The 16,085-nt window shown below is 41.5% G+C and carries 15 protein-coding genes; 5 read left to right on the top strand and 10 right to left on the bottom strand.

Annotation, left to right across the window (positions count from 1 at the left end; translation table 11 throughout):
* Window positions 1-2: 2 nt before the first annotated feature.
* The 7 genes from tcdA to KO525_RS03550 all read right to left on the bottom strand — a co-directional run bounded on the left by tcdA (window position 3) and on the right by KO525_RS03550 (window position 8,140).
* Window positions 3-812: a tRNA cyclic N6-threonylcarbamoyladenosine(37) synthase TcdA gene (tcdA, locus tag KO525_RS03580; RefSeq protein WP_215962416.1), complete on the bottom strand. Its 810-nt coding sequence runs from the start codon at window positions 810-812 to the stop codon at window positions 3-5.
* Entirely contained in the window at window positions 809-1,597 is a 789-nt protein-coding gene (locus tag KO525_RS03575; protein ID WP_215962415.1) for a TIGR01621 family pseudouridine synthase, read from the bottom strand. The genes tcdA and KO525_RS03575 overlap by 4 nt, the downstream gene beginning before the upstream one ends.
* Window positions 1,597-2,370, bottom strand: coding sequence for a 3-deoxy-manno-octulosonate cytidylyltransferase (kdsB, locus tag KO525_RS03570; RefSeq protein WP_215962414.1), 774 nt, complete (start codon window positions 2,368-2,370; stop codon window positions 1,597-1,599). The genes KO525_RS03575 and kdsB overlap by 1 nt, the downstream gene beginning before the upstream one ends.
* 78 nt (window positions 2,371-2,448) lie before the next feature.
* A complete protein-coding gene (locus tag KO525_RS03565; protein ID WP_215962413.1) occupies window positions 2,449-2,643 on the bottom strand; it encodes a Trm112 family protein in 195 nt (64 codons plus the stop codon).
* A 2-nt stretch (window positions 2,644-2,645) separates the two neighbouring features.
* Window positions 2,646-3,668 (bottom strand): tetraacyldisaccharide 4'-kinase, encoded by a 1,023-nt coding sequence (gene lpxK, locus KO525_RS03560; RefSeq protein WP_215962412.1) that lies wholly within the window; start codon window positions 3,666-3,668, stop codon window positions 2,646-2,648.
* Entirely contained in the window at window positions 3,668-5,410 is a 1,743-nt protein-coding gene (gene msbA, locus KO525_RS03555; RefSeq protein WP_215962411.1) for a lipid A export permease/ATP-binding protein MsbA, read from the bottom strand. The genes lpxK and msbA overlap by 1 nt, the downstream gene beginning before the upstream one ends.
* Before the next feature lie 42 nt (window positions 5,411-5,452).
* Window positions 5,453-8,140 (bottom strand): ComEC/Rec2 family competence protein, encoded by a 2,688-nt coding sequence (locus KO525_RS03550; protein ID WP_215962410.1) that lies wholly within the window; start codon window positions 8,138-8,140, stop codon window positions 5,453-5,455.
* Window positions 8,141-8,272: 132 nt separating this feature from the next.
* Between KO525_RS03550 and KO525_RS03545 the strand changes: the two genes are divergently transcribed.
* Together KO525_RS03545 and pyrC are read left to right on the top strand one after the other, a co-directional pair.
* Window positions 8,273-8,800 carry a DUF2062 domain-containing protein gene (locus tag KO525_RS03545; protein WP_215962409.1) on the top strand — a complete coding sequence of 176 codons (528 nt, stop codon included), beginning with the start codon at window positions 8,273-8,275 and terminating at the stop codon, window positions 8,798-8,800.
* A gap of 112 nt (window positions 8,801-8,912) precedes the next feature.
* Window positions 8,913-9,947, top strand: coding sequence for a dihydroorotase (gene pyrC / locus KO525_RS03540; RefSeq protein ID WP_215962408.1), 1,035 nt, complete (start codon window positions 8,913-8,915; stop codon window positions 9,945-9,947).
* A gap of 156 nt (window positions 9,948-10,103) precedes the next feature.
* Here the strand turns inward: pyrC and KO525_RS03535 are convergent, their stop codons facing one another.
* From KO525_RS03535 to KO525_RS03525, 3 genes are read right to left on the bottom strand one after another with little or no spacing between them, the layout of a single operon-like run.
* Window positions 10,104-11,351: a lipoprotein-releasing ABC transporter permease subunit gene (locus KO525_RS03535; RefSeq protein WP_252736615.1), complete on the bottom strand. Its 1,248-nt coding sequence runs from the start codon at window positions 11,349-11,351 to the stop codon at window positions 10,104-10,106.
* Entirely contained in the window at window positions 11,351-12,091 is a 741-nt protein-coding gene (gene lolD, locus KO525_RS03530) for a lipoprotein-releasing ABC transporter ATP-binding protein LolD (protein ID WP_215962406.1), read from the bottom strand. Before lolD ends, KO525_RS03535 begins: the two co-directional genes overlap by 1 nt.
* On the bottom strand, window positions 12,084-13,343 hold the full coding sequence (locus KO525_RS03525) for a lipoprotein-releasing ABC transporter permease subunit (RefSeq protein WP_215962405.1): 1,260 nt from the start codon (window positions 13,341-13,343) through the stop codon (window positions 12,084-12,086). Before KO525_RS03525 ends, lolD begins: the two co-directional genes overlap by 8 nt.
* Before the next feature lie 96 nt (window positions 13,344-13,439).
* Between KO525_RS03525 and KO525_RS03520 the strand changes: the two genes are divergently transcribed.
* The 3 genes from KO525_RS03520 to KO525_RS03510 are packed head-to-tail and all read left to right on the top strand — an operon-like array spanning window position 13,440 to window position 15,969.
* A complete protein-coding gene (locus KO525_RS03520; RefSeq protein ID WP_215962404.1) occupies window positions 13,440-14,045 on the top strand; it encodes a PilZ domain-containing protein in 606 nt (201 codons plus the stop codon).
* Complete coding sequence (locus tag KO525_RS03515) at window positions 14,046-15,080, top strand: agmatine deiminase family protein (protein WP_215962403.1); 1,035 nt, start codon at window positions 14,046-14,048, stop codon at window positions 15,078-15,080.
* The gene (locus KO525_RS03510; protein WP_215962402.1) at window positions 15,073-15,969 is read left to right on the top strand and encodes a carbon-nitrogen hydrolase; all 897 of its coding nucleotides are present in this window, start codon (window positions 15,073-15,075) and stop codon (window positions 15,967-15,969) included. The genes KO525_RS03515 and KO525_RS03510 overlap by 8 nt, the downstream gene beginning before the upstream one ends.
* Window positions 15,970-16,085 lie beyond the last annotated feature (116 nt).

The following is a 16,085-nucleotide window of genomic DNA, read 5'->3' as shown; positions in this document are numbered from 1 at the left end:
GATTACTCTCCCAGTTCCCTTGTCTTTTTACTGAGGTATTTTTGAATTGCCTTTGAGGCGGCAAAAAAGCCAAATGACCCCGTGACCATAGTAATCGCGCCAAAACCTGAATTACAATCTAAACGTGTACTGCCCTCTGCCGATGCTTTTGCTTGGCAAACTGAACCGTCAAGTTGCGGATAGCGTAACTGTTCAGTTGAATACACGCAGTCAACTGCAAATTTACGCTTGGTATTTTTTGAAAAATTAAAGTCCCGTCGCAATAAATTGCGCACTTTAGATAATAACGGATCGTGTGTTGTTTTTGCCAAGTCACCATATTCAATGGCACTTGGGTCGATTTGGCCTCCAGCGCCACCTGTGACAATGATAGGCAGTTTATTGCGTTTACAATGGGCAATCATGGCAGTTTTGGCATTGATGCTGTCTATAGCGTCGATGACGAGATCAAATTTTACATTGTCTTTTTGACCAAAAATTTCAGTTAAATTATCCGCAGTGACAAAATCTTCTATGCAGGTCACGTCACAATCTGGATTTATTGCCTTGATACGATCTGCCATAACGTCAACTTTGGCTTTGCCTATCGTATCTTGCATGGCATGAATTTGACGATTGGTATTGGTGGTACATATATCGTCTAAGTCAATGAGCGTAATTTTCCCTATGCCACTGCGGGCAAGCCCTTCTGCAACCCAAGTACCCACACCTCCGATACCCACAACACAAAAGTGAGCCTGTTGTATCCACTGAGCTTGTTGTATTCCATATAGACGCGCAATGCCGCCAAATCGGGTTTCGTAATTACTCATATTTTATTTTCAATTTGATTTTGTTTTAGAACAGATCCACCACTTCCAGTCGCCACATTTGTGGGTTTCTGAAACGATTTTGATTTGGGCCATTTGAGATCAAACCCTGAAGTTAAAGCAGCTAATACCGTTTGCGGCATCGTCAAAAAATACTCACCAGTAGAAGGCATTTGAGTTAGTTCTACCGGTGTACCTTGGTAGTCAAATCTAAGCGAAAAAGCGTGTAAATACCCTCTCTCAGCCTCTGCACCGCTATATAGAGTATCGCCTAAAACTGGCGCACCAATTGACTTTAATGCGACTCGTATCTGATGTGTTTTGCCTGATTCTGGTTTAATTAAAAACCAGCGAATAGCACGACTTTGGGTTTCATCCCCCCAGGAAAAAAATTTAGTAACCGCAGGGTTTAATGTCGTTTTCAGCAACTTCCAGGCACTATTTCGAGATTTAGCCATATCTCCGATGACAGAACCTTGCTTCTTTTTAGGTTTATGACCGGAACAGGCTAAATAGAGTTTTTCAATTTGGTTTTGCTCAAAGGCTTGCTGAAACCACTGGGCGGCCGTTTTAGTTCTCGCTACGATAACCAGCCCACTGGTGAGTTTATCGAGTCGGTGCACGGGAAATAATACTTCGTTGCATTGGGTTTTTAATCGATTAAAAAAGCCATTGCCGGTATCCCCTTCATCGTGAAAGTTAACGTTGTGAGGTTTTACCGCTACATAAAAATCGTCGTGGCTGTAAACCACGTCAATTGTATCGAGGTGTTCATTTGAAGTTTGCATTATAGTGCTTTTAAACTCGCAACTAAGCGGCGTACTTGTTCTAAATCTTCCGCTGTATCCACGCCCGCTGGCGGTGGCTCAACCGCTGGGGCGACATGAATTTTTTCACCGTGATATAAAACTCTAAGCTGTTCTAACGACTCAATTTGTTCTAATGCTGTTGGTTGCCAACTCACATATTGTTTTATAAAACCCGCGCGATAGGCATAAATACCAATATGACGTAAATAGGGGTAGTCACTGATTGCCATTGTATTGTCACGGTCAAATGGAATTGCAGAGCGAGAGAAATACATTGCAAGTCCCTGTTCGTCGGTAACCACCTTAACGACATTTGGGTTGTTAAGCTCAGCTACTGAACAAATCGGTTCCGCCAATGTTGCCATTTTTACTAACTCGGCATCAAGTGCTGCTAGGTTGTTGGCAAGTTGACTGATGTTCACAGATGGGATCATCGGCTCGTCACCCTGAACATTGATCACAATCGTTTGCTCATCAAAACCATATTTTTCGACAACTTCAGCTAACCGCTCGGTTCCTGAGTCGTGATCTTTGCGGGTTAAACACACTTCACCACCAAATTGCTCAACTACTGTTTTGACTCTTTCATCATCCGTCGCCACAATTATTCTATCGGCGCCACTTGCCACGGCACGCTCATGAACCCACTGCACCATAGGTTTACCCCCTATGTCAGCTAATGGCTTTCCGGGTAAACGAGACGAGTCGTATCGTGCTGGGATCACAACAACAAATTTTGCTTTGGTAGACATAGGTTTCCTTATCTAGCCGCAGTAATAAACCTTACGTATTGTGCAAACAAGACCGCGACAGAAATGAGATTGATTGGTTTATTTTAACGCTTCTATTTCTTCGATGGTGAGTTGACGCGCTTCGCCTTCTAACATCACCGGGATATCATCTTTAATTGGATAAGCAATTCTGTCGAGTTTACAGATCAATTCGTTTTGTTGCTTTTGGTAATTCAACGTTGATTTACAAATCGGGCAAGCCAAAATGTCTAATAATTTAATATCAAATGCCATTGTTATTTCCTGCTTGTATTGCGGTTGTCGTTTTTAACACTGCCGCATTTATTGACAATTATGTGTTTAATTTTTTGTTCTAATGTATCTGAAATTTTCGCGTCGATTGGTAGCACATACCAATTAGGTTGCGCAAATTCGCGACATTTAACAGCGTCTTTTTCCGTCATTAAAATGATGTCTTCTGAACCAAACTTAGCAAAATCAGCAATACTGAATGCATGATGGTCGTCAAACCAACTGGTACTCAATGTATTAATCCCTAATTCCTTGCACGTTTGTTCAAAACGTTGCGGATTGCCTATACCACTTACCAGATGCACTCCATTTGAGAAGTCTTCGATATCTACAGTGCCATCTTGAGTAATATGAACAATGCCACCAGCAATTTGTTGGTAGTCACCGTTTGAGCTAAATCCGCTGTTTTCAACGATAAGGTCTACTGAGTTTAGTCGAGTTTTGGGCTCTCGCAGTGGCCCTACTGGCAACATCCAGCCATTACCAAATTGACGTTGGCCGTCAACAATGACAATTTCAACGTCACGGGCCATTTGGTAATGCTGAAGTCCGTCGTCTGAGATCACAATGTCACAACTAAATTGCTGCGTTAAATAGGCAACGGCTTCAGAACGAACTGGGCTAATGACAACCGGCACCTTGGTTCGCAGTGCCATTAACTTTGGTTCATCACCTGAATAGTCAACTTGCATCTGAGGGTTAACACTACGGGGAAATGGCATTGTAGGATCGGATTTAGCACCGTACCCACGACTCACTATTCCGGGTGTGTAGCCCATACTGTGTAATAGTTTAACTAGGTAAATTACAAAAGGTGTTTTACCTGTACCACCAACGGATATATTACCAACGACAATAACCGGTATATCGGCTCGAACTTGTGCTAACACGCCAAGTTTAAATAACCCGAGTCGTATTTTATAAATGACGTAAAAGACCACCATAAATGGCAACAATACATAAACTTTTAATGACTTGTTGTACCAGCCTTGTTCTATCCAACGCACTACGCTGAGCCTTCACTGAACTGCAGTTGATACAACGCAGCATATGCCCCGTTTTGTGCTAATAATTCGGCATGTTTGCCCTGCTCTAATATACGACCTTGGTCCATTACCACAATTTTATCGGCGTTTTCGATGGTCGATAAACGGTGGGCAATTACAATATTGGTTCGGTCTTTCATTAGTGTATTTAACGCATCTTGAATGGCACGTTCTGACTCTGTATCTAACGCTGAGGTCGCTTCATCCATAATAAATATTGGTGCATTACGCAATAATGCGCGGGCAATCGCAATTCGTTGTCTCTGACCACCCGATAATGCACTGCCGTTTTCACCGATCATAAAATCTAAGCCTTCAGCTTTACTCGATGCAAATTCCATAACATGCGCCAATTTCGCTGCGTTTTCTATTTCAGCACGTGAGACTTCTTTTAAGCCATAGGCAATGTTATTGGCTATTGTGTCGTTAAATAACACTACGTGCTGTGACATTAATGCAATGTGGGAACGAAGGTTATTTAATTCCAAATCTTCAAGATCAACCCCATCAAGACTTATAACCCCAGCACCTGGAGAGTAATAGCGTGGAATAAAATTTGATATCGTCGTTTTGCCAGAGCCTGAACGACCTACAAATGCCACAGTGGAACCGGCTTCTATTTCTAAATTAAGGTTTTCTATGACATTAGTGTCGGTTCCTGAATATGCAAAACCAACATTGTTAAAAGTTATTTGGCCAGACACTTTTTCTAATACTTTTGTGCCGTTATTAGGTTCTGCGTTTAAATCAAGTATTTCAAAAACACTTTGCGCCGCTGTTAAGCCACGTTGAAACTCGGAATTCACATTGGTTAGTTGCTTTAACGGGCGAAGTAACGTCATCATCGATGTGATAACAACGGTAAAGGTACCAGGTGAAAGACTGCTTAACATGTCTGGCTGGGCGGCAAGATACAATACCGAGGCTAACGCAAACGAGGCAATGATTTGAATGCTCGACACGCTCAACGATTTAGTTGCAACCATTTTCATTCGTTGCTGACGATTATTGTTATTAACGTTTTTAAACTCTTCCGTCTCTTTTTCTTGACCACCAAACGCGAGAATTACCTTATGTCCAGATACCATTTGTTCTGATTGGCGCGTTACATTTCCCATGGCTTGTTGAATGCGTTTTGAAATGACCCTAAAGCGTTTTGTCACTAAACTGACGACCACAGCCACAATTGGCACCAATACAAAAATCGCTATGCTTAATTGCCACGAATGGTAAAACATGATCCCCAATAGCGCGATTACATAAGCCCCTTCGCGGACCAATACCATTAGAGCTTTACTTGCCGCATTTTCTATTTGTTCGGTGTCGTAAGTGATCTTTGAAATCAAGCTGCCTGTCGATGTTTGGTCATGATAACTCACCGGCAAGTTCATTATCTTTTCGTATAATTCTTGGCGTAGCGACATAACAACATTTGAGCCGACCCAGCCTAGACCGTAAGTCGCCATAAAATTGGTTAATCCACGGAGTATAAATACAATGATCACAAATAACGGGGCGTAGGCCAACACATCGCTGCTTTTGCCCGTGATCCCTTCGTCGATGAAAGTTTGTATCTGAGAAATAAATAACGCGTCGATGGCAGCATTGCCGACCATACCTATGATGGCAATACTAAAAACGAGTTTAAATGGTTTGACGTAGCTGAATAAACGCTTAAACGTACTGGTATACTTTTCTGCCAAAAGTTTGTCCGTTAACTAATTAATTTAAACTAAAAGTGGATTCTATCTTATTTGGTCGTGAATGCTAAAAGGATTTTGTCTTTTCCAGTATGGACTCCACATATTCAACTGAAAATTAACATGACCAAAGCTTAACGTTTGTTTTTGTAAAGTTATAACAATCTCCCCCAAATAACTTGTTGAATACTGCTCTATGCCAAGCTCTGCTATACGATTTAAGACGTCTGGGTGCGGAAAGTTAAATCGATTATTGGGTCCTGCACTATGAATAACAAGCTTAGGTGCGACTAATCGTAAAAATAATGTGCTAGAGCCAAACTTACTGCCATGGTGAGACGACATAATAATATCGCTATTTAAGTTTACCTTGTTAGCCAAATGCATCTCACTAAGGGCTTTCTCAACCTTTAAGTCGATATCACCTGTTAATAACAGCGACTTACCTGAACTTTGATCTTTTAATTTTATGACGCAGGACAAAGCATTGTCAGTATAGTTGGCTATCCCATTAGCTAACGTGTGGTCTTTTTCGATAGCGGCGCTGTTAGTTTCGGGTTCAATATGGGCAGCTTTTGTTAAAATCGCGCTGGTTGGCCACAACAAGGTCAGTTCGAATCCAGCCTGAGAATAGGTATGTTGTAAGGACGCTAATTGTTTACAGCCATTCAAATGCTGTTTAATGATTAGTGTATCAAGTACGGACAAGTCACCACGGTGATCGGTATCACTATGGGAGACAACAACAAGGTCCAAGGTATCAATTAACAGATTGTCTAACATTGGCTTAACCGCATGACGTGTCGCACTCGAACCTGACTGAAACACGGGACCGAGATCATAAAGCATGTTTGTTTGATTGTTGGAAATTAAAACACTAGTTCCCTGTCCGACATCAAAAATACGTATTGTTGTCGTTTTGTTAAAAACCTTCGTTGTAACAAAACTGTGCAATGGGATAAACACGCAAGCACATAGAACCCCAATTACATGAAACCAGCGCCGACGAAAAAAAACGGATATCGAATGACACCACACAAGTAAAATGAGTATGACCAATACAGGCCAGGCAAAATATTCCGGCAGAATAACCCAGATATCATTATAAGGAATAAAATCTAACACCATCCATAACCGGTCAAATATTGCATCGACAATTTGGTAGATCCAATTCCCCTTTGAGCCGCTAATTAACTCAACAATTGTCCCTACAAATATCGCAGGTACGATGACAAGACTAAATAAAGGAATGACTATAATGTTATTAACTAACCCAAGTAACGGTATCCCTTGCATCCAATAAATGACAACGGGCAACATACCTAGTGTTAACGCCACCTGTAAAATAAAAAGCCGCTGCAAATTTAGTATCACGTTATTTGCTATCGAAATTATTCTCTGTTTATTACGTGAAAATGACAAAACAAAAGGCATAACGACAATTTTCAAAGCGGTGTGTTTGTTAATTTTGTTTATCAAAGCTCCATTATTGCAAACAACATGACTGACCGCTTTGCCACCACAGCCACTTGTAATTTCTTCTCGTTTATCCTCTTGTTTATCCTCTTGTTTATCCTCTTGTTTATCCTCTTGTTTATCCTCTTGTTTAACTACCTCATCAAATGTCTGCTCGGATGAATTTGGCCACAGACGGATGATCAAAAATAAGCTGCATACGGCTGACACACTTAACCACCAAGCCGGTTTTACCATATTGGTTGGATCAATCACCAAACTCGCGACCATGACAATGCCTATAAGGTTAAATGTCTGCAGATACAAACGGCAGTGCAACAAACTTAACCCAAACGTTAATAGTAAAGTGGCTCTGGTGGCTGAAACTGGGAAGTCTAAAATGGCTAGATACCACCAAATAAGCAATACACTTACAAAATGGCAAAACTTCATCGAACAAAACATCGGTAAAACGCGTGACAGTTGTCTACAAATTATAATCATCAAGCCCATTAAAATACCGATATGCAGGCCAGATATTGCGAACAAATGGCTAATTCCCCAATTACGAAGTTGCTTAAAATCCTCTTGTTCAAATAAAGACTTATCCGCGACGACCAATGCCAGTATAAACTTGCCGTATTGATATTGACTTACCACCTGCTTCAACTTGCCTAACGCAGTTTGACTCGACTGGTCGCTAATGGCTGTTTGTGTAAAGTCTTGTTTGTAACTGCCCGTGGCCAATACCCTATGACCAAATAGCCATTGGGTATAATTAAAGCCAAACCGATTTTCATAGCCTGTAATTTGGCTCAGTTTAGCGGTTAATCGTAAAGTGTCGTTTAAATCAATCCTATCAATGGTTTTTAAATGACTTGTGGTAAACAGTACTTTTACTTTTTTATAACCCCAAAAAGAGGATATAGGCTTGTTATTAACTTTGGTTAACCCTAAATAAACCACATCGCCATAAGGTTTTGCCAAGCGATTTAGAACAACCCCTTCAATTTGATATGTCTGTTTACCTAAATGCGGTCGCCAGTCGTTATAGTAATAATTGCCATACAATTGCGGCACTGAAAACCCTAAAATTAGAAACACCAAATGCAAACATCGATGTCGTGATTGCGGTGACAATAAGGTGCTCAACCAACAGACAATTAGCATTGCAACAGCTAACAATAAAACAATAGCCAATACGATAAACGGCAAGACAATGGGACTGTTTATTCCCAGCCAATGACCAAACAGGTAATACACAATATTTGCTAACAAAATGCCCTTCCTTGGATTTTTGTCATAATTCGTTAATTACAATTAATAAAAATTGATGTACCTTACGCACACAAATTAAATATAGATTGTGTTTCCAACACTTAGGTACAGATCTCATCTGATTACAAAGTTATGCCTAGAAAATTTATAAAAAAATACTTACCAGATCCCCATTCGATCAAAAAGAATCGTGCCGTCAATATGTTTGGCTCCCTTTTGCACGATGCTAATTTGTGGCATTTAAACCGAAAATCAGCCCGCGGCGCATTTGCCGTTGGGTTATTTAACGCCTTTGTTCCTATTCCATTTCAAATGTGGTTATCCGCTGTTGGCGCAATTGTCTTTAAGGTAAATTTACCTTTGTCTGTAGCCCTTGTATGGATAAGTAACCCACTGACGATGCCGCCGATGTTTTATGGGTGTTATTTAGTGGGAGAAATGATCTTAGGCGATACAGGTTACGAATTTGCGTTTGAACCAAGTTGGGATTGGTTGATGCAGAGTTTATCCACCATTGGCCCCACCTTTATTTTTGGTTGTTTGGTTGTCTCTACTGTTAGTGCCATTATTGGTTATTTTGGGATCAACTGGTTATGGCGCTATTCCGTTGCCAAAGCATGGCGTTTACGCCAAGAAGAACGCGCAAATCGAACCAAATAATCTGGTTTAGAATCAATACGTCGGTTTGATTAACCACATTAAACCGACTTTGCTGTATAATTGAGAAATTCTGATCGCTCAATAAGTCAAAGTAACTTCGTTAGGACTCCCTATGACCACCATTACAATTCAAAAACCAGACGACTGGCACCTTCATTTTCGCGATGGCGACATCTTAAAAGAAACCGTAGCTGCAACAGCTCGTTGTTTCCAGCGTGCCATCGTAATGCCTAATTTGGTGCCACCTGTGACCAATGCCTCTGATATCAATGCGTACCGCGAACGTATTCTTGCTGCCCGTCCTGCTGGCAGTCAATTTGAACCGCTCATGGTGTTATATCTAACCAATCAAACAACTCAACAAGATATTGCCGATGCTAAGGCCGCTGGGGCCGTCGCGGCAAAACTGTATCCTGCTGGTGCAACAACAAATTCAGATGCCGCAGTAAGTGCTTTAGACGCATTATTTCCGATATTTGAAGAGATGCAAAAACAAGGTATGTTGTTGCTGATCCACGGTGAAGTTACCGACAACCACATTGATATTTTTGACCGTGAAAAAGAGTTTATCGACCAACATTTAACTCGTATTGTCGCGGCATTTCCTGAACTAAAAATTGTATTTGAACATATCACCACAAAAGACGCCGCAGAGTTTGTTATTGCCGCCGGTGACAATGTCGCCGCTACAATTACCCCGCAACATTTACTACTTAATAGAAACGATTTATTAGTGGGTGGTGTTAAACCGCATAACTATTGTTTACCTGTCTTAAAACGTAACATTCATCAACAGGCTTTACGTGCCGTCGTTGCCTCTGGTAACAGTAAGTTTTTCCTAGGGACAGATTCTGCGCCTCATGAAAAACGAGCAAAAGAAAATGCCTGTGGTTGTGCCGGTTGTTATAGCGCTTGGAGTGCGATTGAGCTGTATACTCACGTATTTGACGAACTTGGTGCACTGGACAAACTAGAAGGTTTTGCCTCGCACTACGGCGCCGATTTTTATGGTCTTCCACGTAATACCGATACGATAACGCTTGAAAAACAAGACTGGACTATTCCTGAGCAAATTATCCTACCAAATGGCGAGCCAATTGTTCCATTTTTTGCAGGCCAAACCTGTAGCTGGCAAATAAAGGGTTAGTGCGGAAATACAGCGTATAAGCAAGCTTAGTTTGAAAACTGCCAAGCTAGAAATCCAAAAAGCGCGATGAATAACTCATCGCGCTTTTTTGTATTGCAACCCGCTAAAAGCATAAACAAAGTAGAATTGTTTTCTACGTAGGAGCAAGTTTCATAACTATGATTGCAGCAGTTCAATGGTTTGTAATTTACCAGCTTGTTTAGACGGGTAAATCGTCGCAAGATAGGCAACGACTATTGCCGTTAGTGCAACAATAAGCACTTGGTTAATCATGATCTCGCTTGGGATATAGTTAATAAAATACACATCACCATCCAGCGCACTAAACCCAAATAAGTATTCAACTACGCTGAAGATCTCTGGTAGGTAGGCGGCAATGACGACACCAAACAACACCCCCCACAAAACTCCTTTCCCCGCCGTTAATAAGCCCATTAAAGTAAATATACGGATCACAACGACGTCGGTTAATCCCATCGTTTTTAAAATCCCAATATCGGAGTATTTTTCTTGAACCGCCATGGTCAACGACGACACAATATTAAAACATGCCACCGCCATCACTAAGACCATAACTAAGTACATAATGTCTTTGACCAAAACGATGTCATTGTAAACATGGCCATTGGCTCTAAACCAATCGAGAACGTAAACATAGTCAAATAATTTACTGCCAATTTCGTTTGCCACAACTCGGGCTTGAAACGGGTCGAGTAAAGCGACTTTAACGCCTTCCGCATGTTGCGGTTCCCATCCAAATAAATTCTGTAGTGTTGAGAGACTTACATATACTTGACCATAATCCAGTTGCCCTCCAACTTGGTAAATGCCTTCCACATTAAGTCTTAAATACTGCGGTGCACTAAAGCCGCCCTGTTCGTTAATACTAGGGATAAGCAACTCTATATTGTCATTTAACGAGATACCCAACCGTTCTGCTAAACCTTTGCCTAAAACCACGCCATCAGATGTTAGCCATTGGCCAGCCACGATCATTTGCGGTAATTTAGACACTTGTTGTTCCAACTCAGGGTCTACAGCGTGCAGGACAACCGCGTCTAATCGTTGCTGTTTTTGCAACATCGCGTTTACTTTTATATAAGGGCCGCCGGCTTTAAATTGAGCATGTTGGCTAGCTCGGTCTAACGTATCTTGCCAATTGTCGAGTTTCCCGGATACCGCTTCGAACTCAGCGTCTGGGATCACGGACAATAGGGTATTTTTTAATTCTCGTTCAAAACCATTCATTATCGACAACCCGATAATGAGTGCGGCGACACCTAATGCAATACCCACCCGCGACGCGCGATTAATAAACCGAATGTATCGATTCTCAAATGACGCATTATAAAAACGTTTGGCAAAGGTAAAGGCCAATACCCAATTTGACTGATAATTCTTCATCACACGATAACGCCGTCGTCGAGTTGGATAATTCGGTCAAACCGCTCGGCAAGTAACAAGTCGTGGGTTACCACAACTAAGGTAGTATTGCTTTGTTGATTAAGTTTTAAAAACAAATCAAAAACGTGCTCGGCATTTTTTTTATCCAAATTGCCCGTTGGCTCATCAGCTAAGACTAATGACGGATTGTTCACAAGTGCCCGCGCAATCGCGACACGTTGACGCTCACCACCGGACATTTGTGAGGGGTTATGACTTAACCTATGCCCTAAACCAACATCCTCTAATAAAACTTTAGCTTTCTCCAATGCCACTTTTCTCACAACCCCACTAATTAACAGTGGCATTGCAACATTTTCAAGTGCACTAAATTCTGTTAACAAGTGATGGAACTGGTAGATGAATCCCATATTTTGGTTTCTAAATTGGGCTTTTTTATCATCGGATAATTGAGTGACGTCAACGTTATTAATAAAGAGTTGACCTTCGGTTGGTTCATCTAACATACCCATTAAATGCAATAAGGTGCTTTTACCCGAGCCCGATTGTCCTAAGATGGCCACTTGTTCGCCCTGCGCTATAGTTAAGTCCACCCCTTTTAGTACTTCAGTTACCAACTTAGCCTGACGGCCAGTGCCTTCACTATAAGACTTTTTCAAATTGGTGCAGTTAACAATAGGTTGACTGGTTTGGTGTACTTTTTTGTGATCAGTCACCTGATCTATCGTAGTATCATTCATAACGCAAAACATCCGCTGGTTTTAAAGAGGCCGCCTTTTTGGCAGGGTAAATACTTGCCAATAAAGACAAGACAACAGCAAAAAGCAAAATAACGCAGACCTTAAAAGGATTTATTTCAATGGGCAGTCCCATGCCAGGGACCCCTAATAAATTGATGCCCGCGATGGACGTCAATGTATTTAAATTTGCAGTTAACAACGTGCCTAACACACCACCAATTGTTGCACCTAAGACGCCATTAAAAGCACCTTGTAAGGTAAATATCCGGGCTATTGTCGCGTTTTTCATGCCCTGGGTCTTTAAAATAGCTATCTCGCCCTGCTTCTTCGTCACCATCATCACTAATGACGAAACGATATTAAATGCGGCGACAGCAATGATCAGGCTCAACATAAACCACATCATGTTCTTTTCCATTTTCACCGCATCGAATAATTTGCCATGGGTCTTATGCCAATTCTCTACCGAATATTGTTTTGCGGGTAATTGAGAAGTTAATTGCTGACTTACATTCTGTGCAATAAATGGGTCATTGAGTACCAATCGAATAGCTTCGTAATCGGTTTTAGGCTTTCGCATTAAACGATTTAAATCTTCTGAACGCGATAATATCAATTGCTGGTCAATTTCGCTTTCTGTTTCAAATATCCCCACTACAGTGAATTTTCGCTGCGCAGGCATCCGGCCTAAAGGCGTATAATGACTTGCGCCACTGACAATAATCCGAACTTGATCACCAATTCCTAGTCCAAATTCCATTGCCAAATACCGGCCGATAACGATGCCAAATCTTTTATCTAATAAATTCTGCCAGTCGCCCTGAACAATAAAGTTTTTTATCGCCACTGGGATATGTTGTGTGTCTTGAATGCCCTGCACTATCATGCCTTTTAAATCGGCAGGCATTTGCACTATGGCTTGGCTTTGAACCAAAGGTAAGGTTTGAATAACATGGTCATTTAACCCCAACGAGTCAATAGTTTGGTTAATATGAGTAAGAAAATCGTTTTGATTATTAACTTGATTGGCCTCGTGCTGTTTGGCCGTAATGGTGATGTGTGGCACCGCACCAAGCATACGTTGTTTTAATAAACCTTCAAAACCATCCATAACCGACACCACAATGATCAGTGCCATTACGCCTAAGGCAATTCCTAAAGTGGAAAATAATGAGATAAAACCAATGAACTTTCCGCCTTGAGAGGCTTTAGCGTAACGGCTTGCTATGTATAAACTAATAGGTATTTGCATGTAAGATTTTGAAACTTTTAAAAGAAAGAGATGAAGCTTGAGTCAGTGTTCGATAATATGTGTTTCAAATTCAAAGTACAAGTTAGAAGATGGGCTATGACGGATCAAGATTTACAGCTATTTAACGAATATTTTCAGTTGGAACATCGAGTTAATGTCAATATTACACTGGGTGGCGATTGGTCCACACTCCCTTCTGATGAAGCATTTGACCGTTCAATCCCGGTGCCTTATAAAATTGCTTCTGAAATGAAAGGCATGGAACAAACCATGTTACGTCCGCTCCGTCAGTTAGGGGACGTTATCGAGCCCCTTGCAAACTATCTCAAGGCCCAATCTCGTAAAATCGACTTGATGATGAGTTACATATTGCAATCTGAGGATGAAACTGGTGATCAGTACACTACATTTAGCTATGGTGGCGGTGGTTTTACTTTTTACACCGACAAACCATGGCAGATTGATCAATGGTTTACCTGCAAATTATTTTTTGATGATGAAGCCACTGCGGTTTTTTGTTTATCTAAGTTAGTCAGCTGTGAAGACAAATCAGAAGAAGATGAAGTAAAATACCTCAATACAATGGTATTTCGGAAAATTCGAGAGGAAGACAGAGAAAGCATAGTACGAGCTTCTTTGCACCAACAGTCGAAACAATTATTGAAAAAAACTCAATCTAAGTCGTTAAATCAGGATACGTAAATGACCTATAAGCTACCCGCTGAGTGGCACGAACAATCAGCAATTCAACTCACTTGGCCTCATGCCAAAACCGATTGGCAACCTTGGTTAGCAGAAATCGAATCGACATATGTTGACATCGTAAACGCAATCACCCAATTTCAACCTGTGGTAATAGCTTGCCATGATATTTCAGTTGAACAAGCGGTTAACGATCGGTGTTCCAGCCTCTGTGCTTCCAAAATGGTCAAAACCTTTATTGCGCCGTGCAATGACACTTGGGCAAGGGATCATGGGCCTATTACCTTAGTAAATGAGGCAGGTGAAACTAAAGTCCTCGACTTTACCTTTAATGCTTGGGGTGCAAAGTACGACGCTAACCTAGATGACCAAATTAATCTGCATTTAATTCAGCAACCGTTTGTCAATTTGCAGCAATATCAAAATGTCGACTTTGTATTAGAAGGCGGCAGTATTGAGTCTGACGGCAGAGGGTCATTATTAACGACCGAAATTTGTTTATTAAATAAAAACCGCAATGATCAATTGTCAAAACAACAAATTGAAGATGCGCTAAAAGAAGTATTCCATTTAGAGAAAGTGATTTGGTTATCACAGGGACACTTACCAGGTGACGACACCGACGCTCATATAGACACGTTGGCAAGATTTACGCCCAAGGGCATCACTTATGTCACCTGCGATGATCCAACGGCTGACGCCTATTCGGCACTAAAAACGATGGAACAAGAACTCAAAGATGCTACCGATGCACAGGGAAAGTCGTATACTTTGTTTCCTCTGCCCTCACCTAAGCCAATCTATAACGATGAAGGTGAACCACTTCCAGCAACCTACGCCAACTTTTTAATCATTAACGGTGCTGTCCTTGTCCCGACTTATGGTGACAATCAAGATCAGGTTGCTATGGACATCATACAAAGTGCGTTTCCTGAACATAAAATCATTGCCATCAATTGCCGTACCGTCATCGAACAATATGGCAGCCTTCACTGTTTAACCATGCAATTGCCAAAGGGGTTAATTCATGTCTAATAAAACCAAACATTTGTCAGTTGCGGCTATTCAATTAAATAATACTGCAGATATTGACCACAATGTTGACGCGACCGTTAACGCTGTTAAACAAGCGGCCAAGCAAGGAGCGCAATTAGTCGTTTTACAAGAGTTACATAGGTCGCTGTATTTTTGCCAAGTAGAAGATACCGATCACTTTGACTTAGCTGAGTCTATTCCCGGCCCATCTACCACTCTGTATGGTAAGCTTGCGGCTGAGCTCGGTATTGTCATTGTCACATCGTTATTTGAAAAACGAGCCGCGGGTCTTTACCACAATACCGCAGTCGTCATCGAATCAGACGGTTCTATCGCGGGTAAATATCGTAAAATGCATATCCCTGACGATCCCGGTTTTTACGAAAAATTCTATTTCACCCCGGGTGATTTAGGATTTGAACCTATTCAAACGTCTGTGGGTAAACTCGGTGTTTTAGTTTGCTGGGATCAATGGTTTCCAGAAGCCGCTCGTTTAATGGCATTAGCCGGCGCTGATGTGTTAATTTATCCCACGGCCATCGGCTGGGATCCGCGTGACGATAACGCTGAACAACAACGCCAACTTGATGCTTGGATGATTTCCCAACGCGCCCATGCGGTTGCCAATGGTATTCCAGTGATATCCTGTAATCGAGTCGGCCATGAATCAGATCCAAGTGGCCAAAGTGAAGGAATCCAATTTTGGGGCAACAGCTTTATTACTGGGCCTCAAGGTGAGTTACTGGCCCACGCGCCAAGCGATGATACAAGTACGTTAGCGGTTGAATTAGATTTAAGCCACAGCGAACAAGTAAGGCGTATTTGGCCTTATTTAAGAGACCGCCGAATCGACCATTATCAAGATTTACTTAAGTTGTACCGAGATTAACACTCATTGGGTTTTGCTCGGTTAAGCACCTGCTTGGCAGAAATCTAAGTCCGTTTGTCTTATCAAGACTTGTTAAATAAGCGGGGTGTAAGCAACTTTGAGTTTGTTTAAATACG

It is taken from the genome of Psychrosphaera sp. B3R10 (genome assembly GCF_018861025.1).
GTDB lineage: Bacteria > Pseudomonadota > Gammaproteobacteria > Enterobacterales > Alteromonadaceae > Psychrosphaera > Psychrosphaera algicola.
This window is presented reverse-complemented; position numbering and strand designations above follow the sequence as displayed.

What these genes read in the sequence shown, in the direction of transcription:
- tcdA (WP_215962416.1), bottom strand. Translation starts at nt 812, where the DNA reads ATGAGTAATTACGAAACCCGATTTGGCGGCATTGCGCGTCTATATGGA.
- KO525_RS03575 (WP_215962415.1), bottom strand. Translation starts at nt 1,597, where the DNA reads ATGCAAACTTCAAATGAACACCTCGATACAATTGACGTGGTTTACAGC.
- kdsB (WP_215962414.1), bottom strand. Translation starts at nt 2,370, where the DNA reads ATGTCTACCAAAGCAAAATTTGTTGTTGTGATCCCAGCACGATACGAC.
- KO525_RS03565 (WP_215962413.1), bottom strand. Translation starts at nt 2,643, where the DNA reads ATGGCATTTGATATTAAATTATTAGACATTTTGGCTTGCCCGATTTGT.
- KO525_RS03545 (WP_215962409.1), top strand. Translation starts at nt 8,273, where the DNA reads ATGCCTAGAAAATTTATAAAAAAATACTTACCAGATCCCCATTCGATC.
- pyrC (WP_215962408.1), top strand. Translation starts at nt 8,913, where the DNA reads ATGACCACCATTACAATTCAAAAACCAGACGACTGGCACCTTCATTTT.
- KO525_RS03535 (WP_252736615.1), bottom strand. Translation starts at nt 11,351, where the DNA reads ATGAAGAATTATCAGTCAAATTGGGTATTGGCCTTTACCTTTGCCAAA.
- lolD (WP_215962406.1), bottom strand. Translation starts at nt 12,091, where the DNA reads ATGAATGATACTACGATAGATCAGGTGACTGATCACAAAAAAGTACAC.
- KO525_RS03525 (WP_215962405.1), bottom strand. Translation starts at nt 13,343, where the DNA reads ATGCAAATACCTATTAGTTTATACATAGCAAGCCGTTACGCTAAAGCC.
- KO525_RS03520 (WP_215962404.1), top strand. Translation starts at nt 13,440, where the DNA reads ATGACGGATCAAGATTTACAGCTATTTAACGAATATTTTCAGTTGGAA.
- KO525_RS03515 (WP_215962403.1), top strand. Translation starts at nt 14,046, where the DNA reads ATGACCTATAAGCTACCCGCTGAGTGGCACGAACAATCAGCAATTCAA.
- KO525_RS03510 (WP_215962402.1), top strand. Translation starts at nt 15,073, where the DNA reads ATGTCTAATAAAACCAAACATTTGTCAGTTGCGGCTATTCAATTAAAT.